Genomic DNA, 19,442 nt, shown 5'->3' with positions numbered 1-19,442 from the left:
GGGTCAAGCGACGGCTACGACGTCGAGAATCCGTTGCACCACCCGATCCTGGTCAATGCCGGCGGCTTCGGCCTCGAACGACAGAATGATGCGGTGACGCAATACATCGAACAACACCGCCTGGATGTCTTCCGGGCTGACGAAGTCGCGACCGGCCAGCCAGGCGTGGGCGCGGGCGCAGCGGTCGAGGGCGATGGAACCACGGGGGCTGGCGCCGTAGGCAATCCATTCGGCCATTTCCGGGTCGAACTTGGCCGGGTTGCGCGTGGCCATCACCAGTTGCACCAGGTATTCCTCCACGGCATCCGCCATGTACAGACCGAGGATTTCCTTGCGTGCGGCGAAGATTGCCTGCTGGCTGACCCGCCGTTCGGGTTTGGTTTCACCATTCAGAGCTTCGCCCCGTGCCTGTTGCAGGATCCGGCGTTCGACAGCCGCGTCCGGGAAACCGATTTTCACATGCATCAGGAAGCGGTCGAGTTGGGCTTCGGGCAGCGGATAGGTGCCTTCCTGCTCGATCGGGTTCTGCGTGGCCATTACCAGAAACAGTGGCGACAGTTCATAAGTGCTGCGCCCGACACTAACCTGACGCTCGGCCATCGCTTCGAGCAATGCCGACTGGACCTTGGCCGGGGCACGGTTGATTTCGTCCGCCAGCACCAGGTTGTGGAAGATCGGGCCTTGCTGGAACACGAAACTGCCGGTTTCCGGGCGATAGATCTCGGTGCCGGTGATGTCGGCAGGCAACAGGTCCGGGGTGAACTGGATGCGATGGAACTGGGCTTCGATGCCCTCGGCGAGCTCTTTGATCGCTTTGGTCTTGGCCAGACCCGGAGCGCCCTCGACCAGCATGTGGCCGTCGGCGAGCAGGGCGATGAGCAAGCGCTCGATGAGTTTTTCCTGGCCGAGAATCTGCGTTGAAAGAAAGGTTCGCAGCGCCAGCAGCGCTTCACGATGTTCCATCGATGACTGTTCCTGGAAAGGGTGGCCACAGGCGTTCGGATAACGCCGGGGCTGGGGGCGTTACTTTAATCCATCGCGGGGGGTGGCGACTAACGGCATTTTGCGCAAAGTGCGGGAAATGACCGGGGCAATTGTTGGAAATTTGTAGGGCGGGGGAGGTACGGTGTTCTTTCGGGCCCTTTCGCGAGCAAGCCCGCTCCCACAATGGACCATATTCTCCTGACAGAACGCGGTCACTGTGGGAGCGGGCTTGCTCGCGAAGGGGCCGGCCCAAGCAGCCTCAAATCTGGCTGATAAAGGTGCCAGTACCGTCAAGAATGTTCTTCAGGGTTTCCTCGACCTCGGCCAGATCCACCATGTCAGGGTTGTAGGTGATTTCCAGCACATCATCGCCATTCAGCGCATCGGCATCCGCCGCCGCGATTTCGATCTTCAGCAGGGTCTTGGTCAGGGTGACTTTCACGCCATCGAGGGTCGACGGTTCGCCATCGAGGGTGATCTCCAGCTCATCCTCGTCCGGGTAGCGGCTCATCAGAAACATTTCGCCCTTGTCGCTGTGGCAGCAGAGCATGGCCATGTTGTCTTCTTCGTCGTCGCACGGGTTGACGATCAAAAGGGCGGTGGTCATTTGCATGGGGAATTCCTGCCTCGACGGGCTTGTTGGTCGCAATTGGGCGCGATTCTGCCAGCCCCCGGGAATTTCTGCATGTGAGAGTGTCAGAGGATGTGTCGTGAACGCGACACAGGTCAATGGTCATTTCTGGCACGCCTGTACCGTAAAACCGGGGATTCAGACCGGCGTTCCGCCCCATGAATGCTAGTGTTTACCGATGCGCCTGCCCGGGGTTACGTGCCAATGACCGAATATGTCGCAGCACCGCAAGCAGACACATTGTCGCACCCATTAAGCTGCGCAACGGATGAGCACCCGTAAAGACATTGTCGGCATGCCGGACAGTCGTTTTTGCAGATGCCCATTCATGGAAGGTGAATGTGACCTGAGTGTCTCGTCCAGCTTCACCCACCTGTCACCCTGTTTCCTCTGCCCGAGATTCAGGAACAGGGCGACGGAACGCCCCGAAAGGGGTTTTGTACGCGACGCTTTCCATCAATAACAAGCCCAAGCGGAGTACCACAGATGGCGTTCTTCACCGCAGCCAGCAAAGCCGACTTCCAGCACCAACTGCAAGCGGCACTGGCGCAGCACATCAGTGAACAGGCACTGCCACAAGTGGCGCTGTTCGCTGAACAATTCTTCGGCATCATTTCCCTGGACGAGCTGACCCAACGTCGCCTCTCCGACCTCGCTGGCTGTACTCTTTCTGCGTGGCGCCTGCTTGAGCGCTTCGATCACGCGCAACCGCAAGTGCGCGTCTACAACCCCGATTACGAACGTCACGGCTGGCAGTCGACCCACACCGCGGTCGAAGTGCTGCACCACGACCTGCCATTCCTGGTGGACTCGGTGCGTACCGAGCTGAACCGCCGCGGCTACAGCATCCACACCCTGCAGACCACCGTGCTCAGCGTGCGTCGTGGCAGCAAGGGCGAACTGCTGGAAATCCTGCCGAAGGGCACCACCGGCGAAGGCATCCTGCACGAGTCGCTGATGTACCTGGAAATCGACCGCTGCGCCAACGCGGCCGAACTGAATGTGCTGAGCAAGGAACTGGAACAGGTTCTGGGTGAAGTCCGCGTCGCGGTCGCCGATTTCGAGCCGATGAAGGCCAAGGTGCAGGAAATCCTCACCAAGCTCGACAACAGCGCATTTGCCGTCGATGCCGGCGAGAAGAACGAAATCAAGAGCTTCCTGGAATGGCTGGTGGGCAACCACTTCACCTTCCTCGGCTACGAAGAATTCACCGTGGTCGATCAGGCCGATGGCGGCCACATCGAATACGACCAGAATTCGTTCCTCGGCCTGACCAAGATGCTGCGCACCGGTCTGACCAACGAAGACCGCCACATCGAAGACTACGCCGTGAACTACCTGCGCGAACCGACGCTGCTGTCGTTCGCCAAGGCTGCACACCCGAGCCGCGTGCACCGTCCGGCTTACCCGGACTACGTGTCGATCCGCGAAATCGACGCCGACGGCAAAGTCATCAAGGAACACCGCTTCATGGGCCTGTACACCTCGTCGGTGTATGGCGAAAGCGTTCGTGTCATCCCGTTCATCCGCCGCAAGGTTGAAGAGATCGAGCGTCGCTCCGGCTTCCAGGCCAAGGCTCACCTGGGCAAGGAACTGGCCCAGGTTCTGGAAGTGCTGCCGCGTGACGACCTGTTCCAGACCCCGGTCGACGAACTGTTCAGCACCGTGATGTCGATCGTGCAGATCCAGGAACGCAACAAGATCCGCGTGTTCCTGCGCAAAGACCCGTACGGTCGTTTCTGCTACTGCCTGGCCTACGTGCCGCGCGACATCTACTCCACCGAAGTTCGCCAGAAGATCCAGCAAGTGTTGATGGAGCGCCTGAAGGCGACCGACTGCGAGTTCTGGACCTTCTTCTCCGAGTCCGTGCTGGCCCGCGTGCAGCTGATCCTGCGCGTCGACCCGAAAAACCGCATCGACATCGACCCGCTGCAACTGGAAAACGAAGTCATCCAGGCTTGCCGCAGCTGGCAGGACGACTACGCCGCACTGACCGTCGAAACCTTCGGCGAAGCCAACGGCACCAACGTGCTGGCCGACTTCCCTAAAGGCTTCCCGGCCGGTTATCGCGAGCGTTTCGCTGCGCACTCGGCCGTGGTCGACATGCAGCACCTGCTCAACCTGAGCGAGAAGAAGCCGCTGGCCATGAGTTTCTACCAGCCGCTGGCTTCCGGCCCGCGCGAGCTGCACTGCAAGCTGTATCACGCCGATACCCCGCTGGCCCTGTCCGACGTGCTGCCGATCCTGGAAAACCTCGGCCTGCGCGTGCTGGGCGAGTTCCCGTATCGCCTGCGTCACAACAACGGCCGCGAGTTCTGGATCCACGACTTCGCGTTCACTGCCGCCGAAGGCATGGACCTGGACATCCAGCAGCTCAATGACACCCTGCAGGACGCGTTCGTCCACATCGTGCGCGGCGACGCCGAAAACGATGCGTTCAACCGTCTGGTGCTGACCGCCGGCCTGCCATGGCGCGACGTCGCGCTGCTGCGTGCCTACGCTCGCTACCTGAAGCAGATCCGCCTGGGCTTCGACCTCGGCTACATCGCCAGCACCCTGAACAACCACACCGACATCGCTCGCGAACTGACCCGGTTGTTCAAGACCCGCTTCTACCTGGCACGCAAGCTGGGCAGCGATGATCTGGACGACAAGCAACTGCGTCTGGAGCAAGCGATCCTGACCGCACTGGACGACGTTCAAGTCCTCAACGAAGACCGCATCCTGCGTCGTTACCTGGACCTGATCAAAGCGACCCTGCGTACCAACTTCTACCAGACCGACGCCAACGGTCAGAACAAGTCGTACTTCAGCTTCAAGTTCAACCCGCACTTGATCCCTGAGCTGCCGAAGCCGGTACCGAAGTTCGAAATCTTCGTTTACTCGCCACGCGTCGAAGGCGTGCACCTGCGCTTCGGCAACGTCGCGCGTGGTGGTCTGCGCTGGTCCGACCGTGAAGAAGACTTCCGTACCGAAGTCCTGGGCCTGGTAAAAGCCCAGCAAGTGAAGAACTCGGTCATCGTGCCGGTGGGTGCGAAGGGCGGCTTCCTGCCGCGTCGCCTGCCACTGGGCGGCAGCCGTGACGAGATCGCGGCCGAGGGCATCGCCTGCTACCGCATCTTCATTTCGGGTCTGCTGGACATCACCGACAACCTGAAGGACGGCAAACTGGTTCCGCCAGTCAACGTCGTGCGTCATGACGATGATGACCCGTACCTGGTGGTCGCGGCGGACAAGGGCACTGCAACCTTCTCCGACATCGCCAACGGCATCGCCATCGACTACGGCTTCTGGCTGGGTGACGCGTTTGCATCCGGTGGTTCGGCCGGTTACGACCACAAGAAAATGGGCATCACCGCCAAGGGCGCGTGGGTCGGCGTACAGCGCCACTTCCGCGAGCGCGGCATCAATGTCCAGGAAGACAGCGTGACCGTGGTCGGCATCGGCGACATGGCCGGCGACGTATTCGGTAACGGTCTGTTGATGTCCGACAAGCTGCAACTGGTTGCCGCGTTCAACCACATGCACATCTTCATCGACCCGAACCCGAACCCGGCCACCAGCTTCGTCGAGCGTCAGCGCATGTTCGACCTGCCGCGTTCGGCCTGGTCCGACTACGACACCAGCATCATGTCCGAAGGCGGCGGTATCTTCTCGCGCAGCGCGAAGAGCATTGCCATCTCGCCACAGATGAAAGAGCGCTTCGACATCCAGGCCGACAAGCTGACCCCGACCGAGCTGCTGAACGCCTTGCTCAAGGCGCCGGTGGATCTGCTGTGGAACGGCGGTATCGGTACTTACGTCAAAGCCAGCAGCGAAAGCCACGCCGATGTCGGCGACAAGGCCAACGATGCACTGCGCGTGAACGGCAACGAACTGCGCTGCAAGGTAGTGGGCGAGGGCGGTAACCTCGGCATGACCCAACTGGGTCGTGTGGAGTTCGGTCTCAATGGCGGCGGTTCCAACACCGACTTCATCGACAACGCCGGTGGCGTGGACTGCTCCGACCACGAAGTGAACATCAAGATCCTGCTGAACGAAGTGGTTCAGGCCGGCGACATGACAGGCAAGCAACGCGATCAGTTGCTGGCGAGCATGACCGACGAAGTCGGTGGTCTGGTGTTGGGCAACAACTACAAGCAGACCCAGGCTCTGTCCCTGGCTGCCCGCCGTGCCTACGAGCGTGCCGCCGAGTACAAACGCCTGATGAGCGATCTGGAAGGCCGTGGCAAGCTGGACCGCGCCATCGAGTACCTGCCGACCGAAGAGCAGCTCACCGAGCGCGCCGCGACCGGCAAGGGCCTGACGCGTCCGGAGCTGTCGGTGCTGATCTCGTACAGCAAGATCGACCTCAAGCAGCAGCTGCTGGACTCGCTGGTACCGGACGACGACTACCTGACCCGCGACATGGAAACCGCGTTCCCGCCGAGTCTGGTCAGCAAGTTCGCCGATGCCATGCGCCGTCACCGTCTGAAGCGCGAGATCGTCAGCACCCAGATCGCCAACGATCTGGTCAACCACATGGGCATCACTTTCGTTCAGCGACTCAAAGAGTCCACCGGCATGACTCCGGCGAACGTGGCCGGCGCTTACGTGATCGTGCGTGACATCTTCCACCTCCCGCACTGGTTCCGTCAGATCGAAGCGCTGGACTATCAGGTCTCCGCTGACGTGCAACTGGAGCTGATGGACGAGCTGATGCGTCTGGGCCGTCGCGCTACGCGCTGGTTCCTGCGTGCCCGTCGCAACGAGCAGAACGCTGCCCGTGACGTCGCGCATTTCGGTCCGCACCTGAAGGAGCTGGGCCTGAAATTGGACGAGCTGCTGAGCGGCGAAATCCGTGAAAACTGGCAGGAGCGTTATCAGGCTTACGTCGCGGCCGGTGTACCGGAATTGTTGGCGCGTATGGTGGCGGGTACGACCCACCTCTACACGCTGCTGCCGATCATCGAAGCGGCCGACGTGACTGGCCAGGATCCGGCCGAAGTGGCCAAGGCGTACTTCGCCGTGGGCAGCGCGCTGGACATCACCTGGTACATCTCGCAGATCAGCGCCTTGCCGGTTGAAAACAACTGGCAGGCCCTGGCCCGTGAAGCGTTCCGCGACGACGTCGACTGGCAGCAACGCGCGATCACCATCGCCGTTCTGCAAGCGGGCGGCGGCAACCTGGACGTGGAAGAGCGTCTGGGGCTGTGGATGGCGCAACACGACGCGATGATCCAGCGCTGGCGCGCCATGCTGGTGGAAATCCGTGCCGCCAGCGGCACCGACTACGCCATGTACGCGGTGGCCAACCGTGAGCTGAACGACGTGGCGCTGAGCGGTCAGGCGGTCGTGCCTGCTGCGGCGACTGCGGAGCTTGAGCTTGCTTGAGTAGCCGTTGAATGAAAAAGCCCCTGCATTGTGAGATGCGGGGGCTTTTTTTTGCCTGATGGTTTTCTCGTTACTGCAAGTTATGTCCTTGTTTTTTATCGAGCATCGACACTTTATCTGCCGACTTGGTCAACAAATTACTGAGCGACTGGTCAAACTTCTGCAACGCCCGAACCTGAACTTCCTGTTGCTGATTAATATCAGCAACAATCTCCTCCGAACGCTTGAAGTCCGCCCACACCGGCGTCAACTCTTTCGCCTCGGACCCTTTGGCGGTCCCGATGTAGTTGAACTTGCCGTCATAGAAGTCCGCACTCACATCCGCCTTGATGTCCGAACTGCGCGAAGTAATCAACTGGCTGTGAGTATCGACGATCGCCACCACATCCGGATTCGCCGCACGCAAGCTCTGCATGTCCGGGTACACCGTGACCGAGCCGAACTGGCGTTGCAGCGAGGCTTTCACCCAGTCCACGGCCATGTCCGGTTTTGAGGTGGCGACGTAGGCGTCGTGGATCGGCTGCACCAGTAAACTCTGACCGAAACCGGTGCCGGCGTTGGCCTGATACTCGCGCAAGTATTCGCGGTTGGTCTGGGTGCTCGGGCTGTAGACGACGCCCAGCGAGACACGGGGGCCGCTTTTCACCTGGGCGGCGCTGCTGCGGCCGACAGGTTGGGTGAACAGTGTGTCGAGGGAAGAAACCGCTTTGGGGGCGGTAGGAACTGAACAGGCGGACAACGCTAAAACCGATATCGCCAAGGTACTGGCAAAGGCAAGTTTCATGGTGAGTCTCCCGTGAAGCAACTTCAGTCGGAAAGTCAGGAATGTCGGGGTTCATTAAATAGAATCGGCGACAGTTGCCTCAGACTACTCCCGCCAAACTGAAAACAACCTGACAATTTGCTGAATGACTGTCATGCAATAGTTTTATTGGCTGTAAGCGTTTTTGATTAATTGCCGCGAGAAATAAAAAAGGCGCAAATCAACAATTTGCGCCTTTTATTTATGGCTGGTTAAACAACCATCAGTTTTTCAATGGGATCAGCACTTGTTCGTCCGGCGACAGCACCATGAACACCAGCAACTTGGCAGGTTTGGTTTTACTGGCGTTTTTCGACACCAGATGTTCGGAACCGGCGGGTTCGTACCAGAACTGGCCCTTCTTGTAGGTGATCGCTTGTTCGCCCTTGACCTGGGAAGTCACTTCGCCTTCGAGCACATAGGCCATGGCCGTGCCGTCGTGTTTGTGGGCGATGGAGGACTGACCGGGTTTGTAGTCGACTTCGATCATCATGGCTTTTTTGCCGGGGACGTTTTTCAGCATCTGGTCCTGGAGGACCGAGACCTTCTCGGAGGCATCGTGGGCCATGGCGGCGGCAGAAACAGACAGGGCGAGAGCGGCGGCGAAAATGGGCAGGAGTTTCATGGCGGGTCACCTGTGAAGTGGGGGAGTCGGCTTTCACAGTAGTCCGCGTGCCGGGCCAATCACACCGCCAATATTCGGGAAGTTCAGGTGACCAATATCAGGGGGCTCGATTTAAGAATGTCAGTGCTTTCCATGACGCCATCGCGAGCAAGCTCGCTCCCACAGTTTTCTGTGTGGTTCATATTATTTGTGAACTACACAAAACCCTGTGGGAGCGGGCTTGCTCCGGGCGGCGTTCCGACGAAGGCGTCGAGTCAGACGATAGGGAAGCTGTTGAAATCCACACTATTGGCCAGCCGACTGTCGATCAAATCAATAAACCCCTGCGCCTCAGGTCGGTTGAAATGCGCCTGCATCGCCGCCTCCGACTGCCAGCGAGCACTGACCGTCCAGCGGTGGCTGTCGTCAGGGCAACGGTCGACCAGATAGGAATCACAGCCCGGCGTTTCGCGAAGGGTTTCGACGATCTTCTGCAACTGCCTGCCCAGCTCCTCGGAGCGGCCGGCCGCAGCCTGCACCTGTACGGTGTTGATCACTTCGTTGGACATTGCTCACACTCCTGAACCAGGCCGGACGAATCCTGCTCATTGAGGGATAACGCCTGTGCAGAATAGGCCTGCACCCCCGGATCACCAATAACCAATCGGCGGGTAATCCGTTAGACCAATCTACCCGGCAACCTGTTGCAGAATGTCGCGCAGGCGATCCAGCGCGATATCGATATCCAGCGTCTCGATGGCGCCGAAACCGAAGTACATCCCGCTTCTGGCCGGCTGCTGGTAATAGAAGCCGTCGATGGCGTACAGCCCGACTTCGACCTTTTTCGCCAGTTCGATCACCAGCGGCAAGTCGATCGGCACCCGGCAGAACACCGCCATATGGAAGCCCGCACTCGCCGGCACGGCCTCCAGCCACGGCGAGAGGTCAGTGGCCATGCGCGCCAGGATCCGCTCGCGGCGCTGGGCGTAAACGGTGTGGCAGCGGCGAATGTGCTTGAGCAGGCAGCCCTCGGCGATGAACTTGGCCAGCGCCCATTGCGGCAGGGTGGAGGCGTGCAGGTCGGTGAGCTGCTTGGCGCGGATTACCGCTTCGAGGATGGCCGGCGGCAGGATCGCGTAGCCGAGCCGCAGCTCTGGCAGCAGAGTTTTGGAGAAGGTGCCGACGTAAGCGACGATGCCGTGCTGATCGAGGTTGTGCAGTGAATCGGTCGGCCGGCCCTCGTAGCGGAATTCGCTGTCATAGTCGTCTTCGATGATGATCGCGCCCAGCTCGTAAGCCCGGGCCAGCAACGCCTCGCGCCGGGCGTGACTCATCGGCATGCCCAGCGGGAAGTGGTGCGACGGCGTCACGTAGATCAACCGGGTGCCATCGGGAATCTGCTCGACCTGAATCCCTTCCGCATCCACCGGTACACCGACCACGGTGGCGCCATGAGTGCCGAACAGCAGCCGCGCCGGCGGATAACCCGGATCTTCCATCGCCACCAGATTTCCGGGGCGCAGCAGCACCCGAGCGATCAGGTCCAGCGCCTGCTGCGCGCCGTTGCACACCACAATGTCTTCGTCCTGGCAGTTCACGCCACGGGAAAACGCGATGTGCCGGGCAATCGCATTGCGCAGCGCCGGCAAGCCTTCCGCCACGCTGTAAAAGCCCTTGGACCCCGCCATTTGCCGCATGGCGTGGGAGACGCAGCGGCGCCAGTCATCGTGGGGAAACTGGCCCTTGCTGGTGGCGCCGCCGATGAAGTCGTAACGCAGCGAGCCTTCCAGCGTCGGATGGCGCAGGAACACCGGCAGGTTGCACCAGCTCTCGATCACCTCGGAACTGGCCAGCTCGGAATGGCTTTGTTTGCGCTGTACTGGCGTCGAGCGGGCGTTGACGTAGGTGCCTTTGCCGATGACCCCGGTGAGGAAGTTTTCGTAAGTCAGCTGCGCGTAAGTGTCGGAAATGGTCTTGCGCGAAATCCCCAGTTGCTCGGCGAGCAAGCGGCTGGGCGGCAGCTGCGTGCCGGCGGCCAGACGCCCGGATTCAATGGCGCCGCGCAGTTGCTGGTACAACTGACCGGCCAGATCCTTGCGGCCGTTGATCACGACATGAAGTTCCATACCGACGGGGCTCCTGGGGGCGAATGAGGTGGATTGTGCGCCCGCCAGATTACTCCCGAATGCACGCGGGGCAGAAGTTGAGTAGTGAAAATCCCCGAAATTGGCGCAGGACCCTGTGGGAGCGAGCTTGCTCGCGAAAGCGGTGTCTCGGTTGACATCAATGTTGAATGTAATGCCCCCATCGCGAGCAAGCTCGCTCCCACAGGTTCAGTGTGTATCCGCAGCTCAGTGGTGTACCGGTTTTCCGTGCAATTGGGGCTGTAACGCTGGCCTGTCAGCGCTTACCGTGAAATCACTCTTCTGCTGCCCGAGACCCGCCCATGTCCCCGCGTCTGGATTACTACAGCGCTTCACCCAAAGCCATGAAAGCAATGATTGCCCTGGAAGCGCTGACCAGCAGCCTGAGCATCGAGGCGCCGTTGCTGCACCTGATCAAGATCCGCGCCTCGCAACTCAACGGCTGCGCGTTCTGCACCGACATGCATTCGGTGGAAGCGCGGCGGGCAGGGGAGACGGATCGGCGGCTGTACGCCATCGCGGTCTGGCGTGACAGCGGCTTTTTCAACCTGCGCGAGCGGGCCGCACTGGCGTGGACCGATGCGGTGACGCTGCTGGCGGAAAGTCATGTGCCGGATGACGTCTATGAGCAGGCGCGGACACAGTTCAATGAAGGCGAACTGGTGGACCTGACCATGGCCGTCAGCACCATCAGCAGCTGGAATCGCCTGGCGGTGAGCTTTCGGCAAGTCCCCAGTGACTGATCTACGAAACTAGTTCGGTGGCCGCTGCGGTTTCACCGACGTGCCAAACGTATTGCCCATCCGCGTACTCGTAGCCGCCGGCGTCGCCAACCCAACCTGATTCGGCGGACGCTTGTTGACCGGCACATTCATCGCTTCCTGATTCTTTTGCGCAGCCGCCGCGCCGTCGGGGTTGTTGCCCATCTGTTGGCTCAGACAGTCGTAATTCGGCGCCTTGTAACCGCCCACGGTCACCTCGACGCAACCCACTGCCTGCTCGGCATGCACACCGCCTGACAGCGTCAACAACAGCCCGCTCAGCGCCAATGTCCACAGTGATTTCATGTGTGCCTCCTGGCCGGCCCGAAGGGGCCGCTCTAACTCAAGAGTCTAGTGCAACGGGCGCGCCGATCCCGTGATGGTTTTTTTGCAGTGGCCGTCACACCAGATTCATAAACAGCCCTCAGGATGACGGTTTTCAGGGATACATCAGCCGTGCAGCGAGGCCGTGCCAGGGAGGATGTTGTGCGCTCAGCGCTCGTGCGCCAGCTCTGTCTGGGGCTGCTGCTTGGCTTGTTTTTGAGCCGTGCCAGCGCCGATCCGGTGCCGGCGACGATGCGTTTGACCTTGCACATTCCGGCCCAGGAACTGGCCCGCGCCCTCGATCAGTTCAGCCGCGCCACCGGCATGGCGGTGCTGGTCGACAGTCAGTTGAGTCGCGGTCGGCGCTCCCTGGCGGTGGATGGCGAATTCACCGCCGCCGAAGCGCTGCGGCGGATGCTCGGCGGCAGCGGGTTGATGGCCAAGTACAGCCGCGACGACGCGTTCACCTTGCAGGTGGCGCAAGTCGAGGACGTGCCGTTGCCGGCGGAGAAACCGACCCCCGCCAGCGTCGCGGTCAACCGCAGTTACGCCACGGCGGTGCAGGCGGCCATCGAACGCAACCTGTGCCGCTCGCCGTTGACCCGGCCCGGCAGTTTTCGCGCGGTGTTGCAGCTGTGGATCGGCCGCGACGGCGTGGTGCAGCACAACCGGTTGGTCACCTCGACCGGTGATGTTCGGCGCGATGCAGCGCTGGTAGACAGTTTTCACACGCTCAAGATCGACCGGCCCACACCCGGCGCATTGCGCCAGCCAGTCACGTTGCTGTTGTTACCCGAATCGTCAGGAAAGCGCATGGAATGCACACAATGGGAAGGAGTTTCCGGGGGATGAAAGACGCCGGACAAAGTTCGATGGTCCAGCTGTTCCTGACGTCCTACGAGGACTTTCGGGTGCGCCTGCGACGCCGTCTCGGCTCGGAGGACCTGGCCAACGACGTGCTGCACGAAACCTACCTGCGGGTCGACCGCATGGAAGCGCCGCCGAACCTGCTGCGGCCCAACGCCTACCTCTATCGCATGGCCCTGAACATCGCCGCCGACCGCCGCCAGGCCGATGCGCGATTGCTCACCGGCAGCGAAGTCGAAGAACTGCTGCAAGTCAGCGACGAAGCGCTGGACCCGATGCGCGTGGTCGGCGGCCAGAAGGAAATCCAGTCCCTGCTCAGCGCCCTCTACGAACTGCCGGCCCGGCGCCGCCGGATCTTCATCGCCGCGCGGCTGGAAGAAGCGCCGCACCTGGAAATCTCCCAGCGTTTCGGCATCTCCACGCGCATGGTCGAGAAGGAAATCAAGGCCGCCCTCGGACACTGCGCGGCCAAACTGGAAAGAAAAGTGTTTCAGCGGTTCGGTCGCGGGGCCGGAAAACCGTCTAGTGAATGAAGCTCCCGATCAACCCGTCGAGTACCTGCGCGTTTGAACATCTTCCGTCTGACACCTGCCGAGCCCACGCCTGCCGAGCGTCTGCAAAGCGAAGCCCGCGACTGGCTGATCCTGCTGACCTCCGGCCGCGCCACGGTCGCCGACGCCCGAGCGCTGCGCCAGTGGTGCGCCCAGAGCCCCGAACACGCCCGCGCCTTCGAAGAGTGCAAGGCGTTGTGGCACCTGCTGCAACCGGCGGCCGAAGCGACGCAGGCACCACGCCGGTTCGGACGACGGGCCTTTCTCGGCGGCGCGATTGCCGCGTCGGCAGCGTTCCTGCTGGTCCGCGGCACGATACCGGGCGGGTTCTCCGGACTCGGTGCGGATTACATCACCGAAGTCGGCCAGCAACGTCGCGTCGAACCGGCCGATGGCTTGAGCCTGGAATTGAACACCCAGACCCGCATCAACCAGCGTTCGGTGGATGAGGGCGTGCAAGGCTTTGAACTGGTCAGCGGCGAAGTCGAAGTGCAGACCGCACGGCTGCCGATGGCGATGCAGGCCGGTGGCGGCTGGTTGCGGGCGAGCAGGGCGCGGTTCAACCTGCGCAACCTTGATCAGCAGGTATGCGTGACGTGCCTGGATGGCGCGGTGGATGTGGAAGTCGAAGGCCGCAGCCTGCGACTGGAACCCGGCCAGCAACTGACCTACGACGCGCAACAGGTTGGCACCGTGCAAAGCGTCGACACGGCGGCGGTCACCAACTGGCGCCAACAGGTCCTGGTGTTCAACGGCACGACCCTCAGCCAGATGATCGACGAGATCAACCGCTACCGCCCAGGCATGTTGCTGCTGCTGAACCGCGAACTCGGCCAACGCCGCGTGCAGGCGCGTTTCTCCCTCGACCAACTGGCCGGCGTAGGCGCACTGATCCGCGATGCCTACGGCGTCAAATGCACCGAGTTGCCGGGCGGCGTAGTCGTCCTCAGCTAATCAACACAGCACTCAAAAACACCACAGAACCCTGTGGGAGCGAGCTTGCTCGCGAAAGCGGTAGTTCAGTCAATGAGATGTTGAATGTTCCGGCCCCATCGCTGGCAAGTCAGCTCCCACAGGTTTTTGAGGAGGCAGGACTTACTGCAACGGCCCCATCACCTGCCGATACTTCTCCACCCCTTGCGGTGTCTGCCGGGTCAACTTCACCTCCAACCCCAACGGATCTTCCCGCCGATTCCCGCTCAACTGCCGCCACCCCTTGTCCGCCTCCCAAACCCGCACCTGCAAATCACTCACCTCACCCAACACCGCCACCCCCGCCGTAGGCGCCGGCAACGGATAACGACTGCGCGCTGGCGCCACCGCGCGATACAGCGTGTCCCCCTTGAGCCACCAGCGCACCCGCTGCAAAGCCCCCGGCTGATCCGCCGCGCTCCGAATGATGTCCAGCCGAAACCCCTTGCTGTCACTGCTGCGCACCGTAACGGCAGGCGGGGCCGTCGCCGGTTCATCCTCGGTGCCGACCTTCTTCGGCTCCGTCAGCTCGATCCCGGCGCGCATCTCCACATCCCGCTGCATCTGATTCAACGCCCGCAACAGGCTGTCGCTCTGCTCACCACTGGCCTGCAAATGGCTGTCGGCGCGGGTGACGCTGTCCAGCCCCTTCCAGGCAATCAGACTGACCACCGCCATCAACAGAATCGCGACCATCACCTCGATCAGCGTAAAACCTTGCTGCCTGCACCGGTTCATCGAATGCGCACTCCCTTGCGTCCAGCCCGTCCCAAAAAAACCATCCTGCACGGCCAACATGTAAGGCGTGTGAAATAAAACCGTGAGAATTGCCGCGTAGTCGTCCCTGCTTCTGACAACCGCCGAATCCCACACCCCGGCCGCCGCTTCACAACTGCTCGCTGCGCGCAGCGATAACCCGGCGTTGCAATGGTTTTCCAACCGCACGACGTCGGTGGAGATCAAGGTCAGTGGCGTGATGGTGGGGAGTCGCGGAGCGGTGGCGATCCTCAGCCTCAACGACGGACCGCCGAGGAGTTTTTTGCAGGGGGAGCGGGTGAGTCCTGGGGGGAAGTTGGTGGCGGTGGATGGGGATGGGGATGGGGTGGGAGATGCCTAGGTTGGTTAGGCCGTGACTGGAATCGAAGAGTACCGTTTGTAGTTGAAACAAGGCGTCCGGGGTAACGGCTCAGACGCCTCTGCACAAATAGAACGGACAAGCAAACAGCGTTTTCTCGTTTTCAGTCGAATGGAATAATAGCTAAATTTTTTATTCAAAAAAATATTTAAAAAATGTCAGTTATGACAGTGGCGCGTCTTAAAAAAATGAAGCATTAATTGCCTGCAATGAGATGTTTAACTTGAAAGAGTAACGAGTAATCGGTTTGATTTAAACCGCAGGAGCGCCTGCCAGTGAAGGCTGCGTGAGGGAGTGTTTAACTATGGTGTGGGGTTATGAATATGGTAGCCAATGTGCATTTTCACACGCCAACAGTTGAAGTTTTTGACCCGCGTGGTTTAGTCATTCGTAATATTGGCTTTTATCGGTGTGATCCAGATGAAATGGTACAAAGCCGAATCAGTCGACAAGTATTCGATCAGTCTGCCCGATTGACTGCGAACTGGGATCCTCGCTTGTGGGCGCTGGTCGAGCAAGGTCACGATGTTTTACCCAATAATCGGGTGACGTTTACTCTTAACAGTCTGCCCATCCTTACGCGAAGTGTGGATGGGGGGCAACGATTGACTCTTTTGGGTGACGCGGCGCAAGCACTGGATGTTTGGGATTCACGTGGGAGCCGGTTTCATCGTGTCTACGATGACCAGTTACGTGTGTTGGAATTGCACGAACGAACACTGAATGAGCCTTTTGGATGTATAGAACGTTTGCGGTATGCAGGCAATGAAATAGAGCCCGCATATAATTTGCGCGGACGGCTTCTGCGCCACGACGATGCAGGAGGTAGTCGAAGTTGGGAAGGCTACGATCTGCATTCGCAGCCGCTTAGAGAGGTACAGCGATTTCTCAAGACAATGAATGTTCCGGATTGGCCTGAAAATGAACCGGAGCGTGAAGCGTTGCTGGAGTCGTCGAGCTACAAAACGCAGTGGATGCGAAATGCAGAAGGTAAAACAATTAACTTTGTTGACGCCAAGGGAAATGATGTTTCACGGGTTTTTAACATATGTGGCCAGGCCACTGAGGTCTGGCTTACCTTGGCTGGAACTTCTAAGCCCCATTGTCTAGCTTCTTCGATGGTTTACAACGCACAAGGTAGTGTTGTTTCCCAAACATCCGGAAAGGGAATTTTTATCAGCGCAGAATTCGACCCTCTCACTGGATATCTACGACAAAGTCAGGTGCGAAAATCGAGCGGCCAATTGCTTCAGGATTTAAGATACAGCTATGACGCAGTTGGCAATGTGGTTAAAAAAGAAGATCGGGCGCAATCGGTGCAATATTTCAAAAATCAGATAATCGAACCGATTGCGATCTATCAATACGATACGCTTTATCGACTCATATCCGCGTCAGGTAAAGAAAGTATCTTGGCGACAGGTGGGGCTGATTTGCCTGAGTTGTCCCCTATTGGTGATGCCAGTCGTCAGCGAAATTATCTGGATACATTTGTTTACGATGCGGCCAATAATCTTTTAGAACTGCATCATCAAGCCGGTGAGGGCAGTTATAAAAAGAAAATGAAAGTGGCTGAACGCACGAATCGGAGCCTTTATTGGCAAGAAGGCGAAGATGATTCAGATCCAGATTCGGGATTTGATCTTAACGGTAACCAGAAAAACTTACTCAAAGGCCAAGAATTGGGCTGGGATTTGCGTAATCAACTGGTTCGTGCCAGTCAGGTTGTTCGAGCGGAGGGCGTAAATGATGAAGAGTTTTATCAGTATGATAGTTCAAGCAGTCGTTTGCGAAAGTTAAGCGTGAAGAAAGCCAAGTCATTAGTCAGTACATCGGTCGTGAGCTATTTGCCTGGTCTTGAGATTAGAGAAGATCTTGTTGCGGGTGAGCAGCTTCAAGTTGTTTGTGTGGAACTCGAAGGTGGTACGGTTCAGATATTGCATTGGGACTCGGGGCCACCAGAAGGGTTGCTCAACGACAGTTTCCGATTTGGTTTTTCCGATCAACTGGGTAGTGTTTTGCTTGAATTGAGCGAAGATGCAAGATTGATTAGCCAAGAAGAATATCATTCTTTCGGAACTACGGCCTGGTGGGCCTCTGGATCAGCGGTCGAAGCCAAGTACAAAACCATTCGCTACTCAGGTAAACAACGCGATTCGACAGGGCTTTATTATTATCGCTATAGGTATTATGCACCCTGGATTTTTCGGTGGCTCAGTGCGGATCCTGCCCCAACGGCTGAAGAAGTAAATCGCTACTGCATGGTGGGGAATAACCCGGTCTCATATATTGATTCGCACGGCCTCAATAGATTAAAAGCATCGGAAATGGATCAGATAGTCCCTGCGCATGAACGGCTGTATGTGGCTCAGGGCATGATAAATGAGATCAGCCAATATGAGCCCGCTGTTACCTCTTTACTGGATCAGGTTTCTGCAGAGCTAGGGGCCACGTTATATGGGCGAGAGTATCGTTTGAAAACTGCTGAGTCACTGGCGCAAAAATTAAGCGTCGCTCCACCCAATCAAATGAATGACGTATTGCGTTATACGATAGGGTTTCCATATGGCGAGCAAGGAGATATAAGTGAGCAGGATCAGCAAGACTTTTTGCAGGGGGTTGTGAGGTCTTTTTATGTTCTGGGGAGTAGTGGTTATAAACCTGCGCTCATTCGAAATACTTTTTCTTCGGGGCAGGCATACAAAGGAATTAATGCAAACTTTTTGCTTCCGGATGGAAAGACTAAGTTTGAAATTCAGGTTCATACAAGTCAGAGTTATAAGATTAAAAGCGAAGGGCATGTTCGGTATGAGGCTATAAGGTCTTTAGATCGAGAGCTTGCAAGTGGTGCTGTAAGTGAAGATAGAAGGGAGGCCGTCGAAGCGGAACTATCATCTCGACGTATTGCGCATACAGAGGCATCAGCTGCCATTTCCACACCTGTAGGAATTCAAGAATGGGTTCCGAGTACGCCAGAAATGAAAGGATTCAAATGGCAAACGCACCGGCTTACCAGCGAGCAGCGTAGATTTTACAGTGAACGGGTGAAAACCAATATGCGCATACTTACAAGGACTTCGCAGAATAATTCCACGATCGCCAGGCGTAATTCGATGTGACATAAAATCGAATGCCTAAAGCAGGAACGCTGAAATTGAAGTTAAAAAATGGCGACTGATTTATTTCCAGAAATAAATCAGTCGCCTTTGTTCACCTCTCCACATCCCGCTGCATCTGATTCAACGCCCGCAACAGGCTGTCGGCGCGCGTGACACTGTCCAGCCCCTTCCAGGCAATCAGACTGACCACCGCCATCAACAGAATCGCGACCATCACCTCGATCAGCGTGAAACCTTGTTGTCTGTTCATTGCACGCTAATCCGGCCCGAGGCATCGCGCAGCACACTCAACCGATTGAGCCCGTCAGACAGCGTCAACTGCAGCGGCGGATTGATCCACTCCGCGTTGAGCACCACTTTCTGCTTCGGCTCCACCCGCACCTCCAGCTTCGGACTCTGCCAGGGACGCGGCCGCAACTGCGGGTCCCGATCGAAATGATCAAACCCCTTGCCACTGTCACTGCGCCGACTGAACCGAAACCCCTTGCCATCGCTCAACCACGCAATCGGCCGGCCATCGGCGCGGGCCTCGGCCTGGGCAATCTGCAGCAACTGCGCCACGCACTCAGCATCCTTGCGCAGCAACTGCAACGGATCGGGCTTGATACTCAGACTGATCGCCGCACTGGCGATGCCGATGATCACCAGCACCACCATCAACTCGATCAGCGTAAAACCCTGCTGCCTGCACCGGTTCATCGAATGCGCACTCCCTTGCGTCCAGCCCGTCCCAAAAAACCATCCTGCACGGCCAACATGTAAGGCGTGTGAAATAAAACCGTGAGAATTGCCGCGTAGTCTGGTAACCGGGACTAAAAGGAGATTCAGCCCATGAGATTCACCGCACGCTTTTCACCCCCCCAAATCACCCAGGCCGCCGCACTGCTGGCCGCCCTGGTCGGCGTCGCCACCTGGTCATCCCTGCTACTGACCACCGCCGAATCCCACACTCCGGCCGCCACCCCGCAACTGCTCGCGGCGCGCAGCGATAACCCCGCGTTGCAATGGTTTTCCAACCGCACGGCGCCGGTGGAAATCAAGGTGAGTGGCGTGATGGCGGGGAGTCGCGGGGCGGTGGCGATTTTGAGTTTGAACGATGGGCCGCCGAGGAGTTTTTTGCAGGGGGAGCGGGTGAGTCCTGGGGTGAAGTTGGTGGCGGTGGAGGGGGATGGGGT

General features: G+C 58.8%; 16 protein-coding genes and 2 pseudogenes. 8 read left to right on the top strand and 10 right to left on the bottom strand.

The window, feature by feature from the left end:
• Positions 1 to 3: 3 nt before the first annotated feature.
• Together CAG02_RS23450 and CAG02_RS23445 are read right to left on the bottom strand one after the other, a co-directional pair.
• Positions 4 to 963 (bottom strand): MoxR family ATPase, encoded by a 960-nt coding sequence (locus CAG02_RS23450; protein ID WP_007913915.1) that lies wholly within the window; start codon positions 961 to 963, stop codon positions 4 to 6.
• 280 nt (positions 964 to 1,243) lie between these two features.
• On the bottom strand, positions 1,244 to 1,597 hold the full coding sequence (locus CAG02_RS23445; protein ID WP_085711311.1) for a hypothetical protein: 354 nt from the start codon (positions 1,595 to 1,597) through the stop codon (positions 1,244 to 1,246).
• A 504-nt stretch (positions 1,598 to 2,101) separates the two neighbouring features.
• Between CAG02_RS23445 and CAG02_RS23440 the strand changes: the two genes are divergently transcribed.
• The gene (locus tag CAG02_RS23440) at positions 2,102 to 6,988 is read left to right on the top strand and encodes an NAD-glutamate dehydrogenase (protein ID WP_085711310.1); all 4,887 of its coding nucleotides are present in this window, start codon (positions 2,102 to 2,104) and stop codon (positions 6,986 to 6,988) included.
• A gap of 70 nt (positions 6,989 to 7,058) precedes the next feature.
• Here the strand turns inward: CAG02_RS23440 and CAG02_RS23435 are convergent, their stop codons facing one another.
• From CAG02_RS23435 to CAG02_RS23420, 4 genes are all read right to left on the bottom strand, one after another.
• Positions 7,059 to 7,772: an ATPase gene (locus CAG02_RS23435; RefSeq protein WP_085711309.1), complete on the bottom strand. Its 714-nt coding sequence runs from the start codon at positions 7,770 to 7,772 to the stop codon at positions 7,059 to 7,061.
• Between the two features lie 241 nt (positions 7,773 to 8,013).
• A complete protein-coding gene (locus CAG02_RS23430; protein WP_085711308.1) occupies positions 8,014 to 8,415 on the bottom strand; it encodes a cupin domain-containing protein in 402 nt (133 codons plus the stop codon).
• A 254-nt stretch (positions 8,416 to 8,669) separates the two neighbouring features.
• Positions 8,670 to 8,963 carry a putative quinol monooxygenase gene (locus CAG02_RS23425; protein ID WP_085711307.1) on the bottom strand — a complete coding sequence of 98 codons (294 nt, stop codon included), beginning with the start codon at positions 8,961 to 8,963 and terminating at the stop codon, positions 8,670 to 8,672.
• A 120-nt stretch (positions 8,964 to 9,083) separates the two neighbouring features.
• Positions 9,084 to 10,520, bottom strand: a complete 1,437-nt coding sequence (locus CAG02_RS23420) for a PLP-dependent aminotransferase family protein (protein WP_085711306.1) — start codon at positions 10,518 to 10,520, stop codon at positions 9,084 to 9,086.
• A 320-nt stretch (positions 10,521 to 10,840) separates the two neighbouring features.
• Between CAG02_RS23420 and CAG02_RS23415 the strand changes: the two genes are divergently transcribed.
• Positions 10,841 to 11,281, top strand: coding sequence for a carboxymuconolactone decarboxylase family protein (locus tag CAG02_RS23415; RefSeq protein ID WP_065260552.1), 441 nt, complete (start codon positions 10,841 to 10,843; stop codon positions 11,279 to 11,281).
• Positions 11,282 to 11,290: 9 nt separating this feature from the next.
• Here CAG02_RS23415 and CAG02_RS23410 read toward each other — a convergent pair whose 3' ends face one another.
• The gene (locus tag CAG02_RS23410) at positions 11,291 to 11,605 is read right to left on the bottom strand and encodes a hypothetical protein (RefSeq protein WP_025109823.1); all 315 of its coding nucleotides are present in this window, start codon (positions 11,603 to 11,605) and stop codon (positions 11,291 to 11,293) included.
• A 123-nt stretch (positions 11,606 to 11,728) separates the two neighbouring features.
• Here CAG02_RS23410 and CAG02_RS23405 point away from each other — a divergent pair, with 123 nt between their 5' ends.
• The 3 genes from CAG02_RS23405 to CAG02_RS23395 are packed head-to-tail and all read left to right on the top strand — an operon-like array spanning position 11,729 to position 13,995.
• Entirely contained in the window at positions 11,729 to 12,475 is a 747-nt protein-coding gene (locus CAG02_RS23405; RefSeq protein ID WP_371856512.1) for an STN domain-containing protein, read from the top strand.
• Positions 12,472 to 13,023 carry an RNA polymerase sigma factor gene (locus CAG02_RS23400; protein ID WP_011334580.1) on the top strand — a complete coding sequence of 184 codons (552 nt, stop codon included), beginning with the start codon at positions 12,472 to 12,474 and terminating at the stop codon, positions 13,021 to 13,023. Before CAG02_RS23405 ends, CAG02_RS23400 begins: the two co-directional genes overlap by 4 nt.
• Before the next feature lie 33 nt (positions 13,024 to 13,056).
• Positions 13,057 to 13,995, top strand: a complete 939-nt coding sequence (locus CAG02_RS23395) for a DUF4880 domain-containing protein (RefSeq protein WP_085711304.1) — start codon at positions 13,057 to 13,059, stop codon at positions 13,993 to 13,995.
• Between the two features lie 141 nt (positions 13,996 to 14,136).
• On the opposite strand, the gene CAG02_RS23390 is transcribed toward CAG02_RS23395, so the two are convergent.
• Complete coding sequence (locus CAG02_RS23390) at positions 14,137 to 14,751, bottom strand: prepilin-type N-terminal cleavage/methylation domain-containing protein (RefSeq protein ID WP_085711303.1); 615 nt, start codon at positions 14,749 to 14,751, stop codon at positions 14,137 to 14,139.
• 106 nt (positions 14,752 to 14,857) lie between these two features.
• Here CAG02_RS23390 and CAG02_RS30085 point away from each other — a divergent pair.
• Positions 14,858 to 15,109, top strand: a pseudogene (locus tag CAG02_RS30085) (type II secretion system protein N); the annotation flags it as partial.
• A gap of 356 nt (positions 15,110 to 15,465) precedes the next feature.
• Positions 15,466 to 18,267 carry an RHS repeat domain-containing protein gene (locus CAG02_RS23380; protein WP_085711302.1) on the top strand — a complete coding sequence of 934 codons (2,802 nt, stop codon included), beginning with the start codon at positions 15,466 to 15,468 and terminating at the stop codon, positions 18,265 to 18,267.
• A gap of 100 nt (positions 18,268 to 18,367) precedes the next feature.
• Here the strand turns inward: CAG02_RS23380 and CAG02_RS23375 are convergent.
• Both CAG02_RS23375 and CAG02_RS23370 read right to left on the bottom strand, forming a co-directional pair.
• Positions 18,368 to 18,517: pseudogene (locus tag CAG02_RS23375) on the bottom strand (type II secretion system protein J); the annotation flags it as partial.
• A complete protein-coding gene (locus tag CAG02_RS23370; protein WP_085711301.1) occupies positions 18,514 to 18,966 on the bottom strand; it encodes a prepilin-type N-terminal cleavage/methylation domain-containing protein in 453 nt (150 codons plus the stop codon). The pseudogene CAG02_RS23375 and the gene CAG02_RS23370, both read right to left, overlap by 4 nt.
• A gap of 132 nt (positions 18,967 to 19,098) precedes the next feature.
• Between CAG02_RS23370 and CAG02_RS23365 the strand changes: the two genes are divergently transcribed.
• Positions 19,099 to 19,442: general secretion pathway protein GspC (locus CAG02_RS23365; RefSeq protein ID WP_139832221.1), on the top strand; the 344-nt coding region annotated here is incomplete at its 3' end.

The organism is Pseudomonas sp. R43(2017) (assembly GCF_002112345.1).
GTDB lineage: Bacteria > Pseudomonadota > Gammaproteobacteria > Pseudomonadales > Pseudomonadaceae > Aquipseudomonas > Aquipseudomonas kribbensis.
The sequence above is the reverse complement of the archived record's forward strand: the minus strand, read 5'-3'. Positions and strand labels throughout refer to the sequence as shown.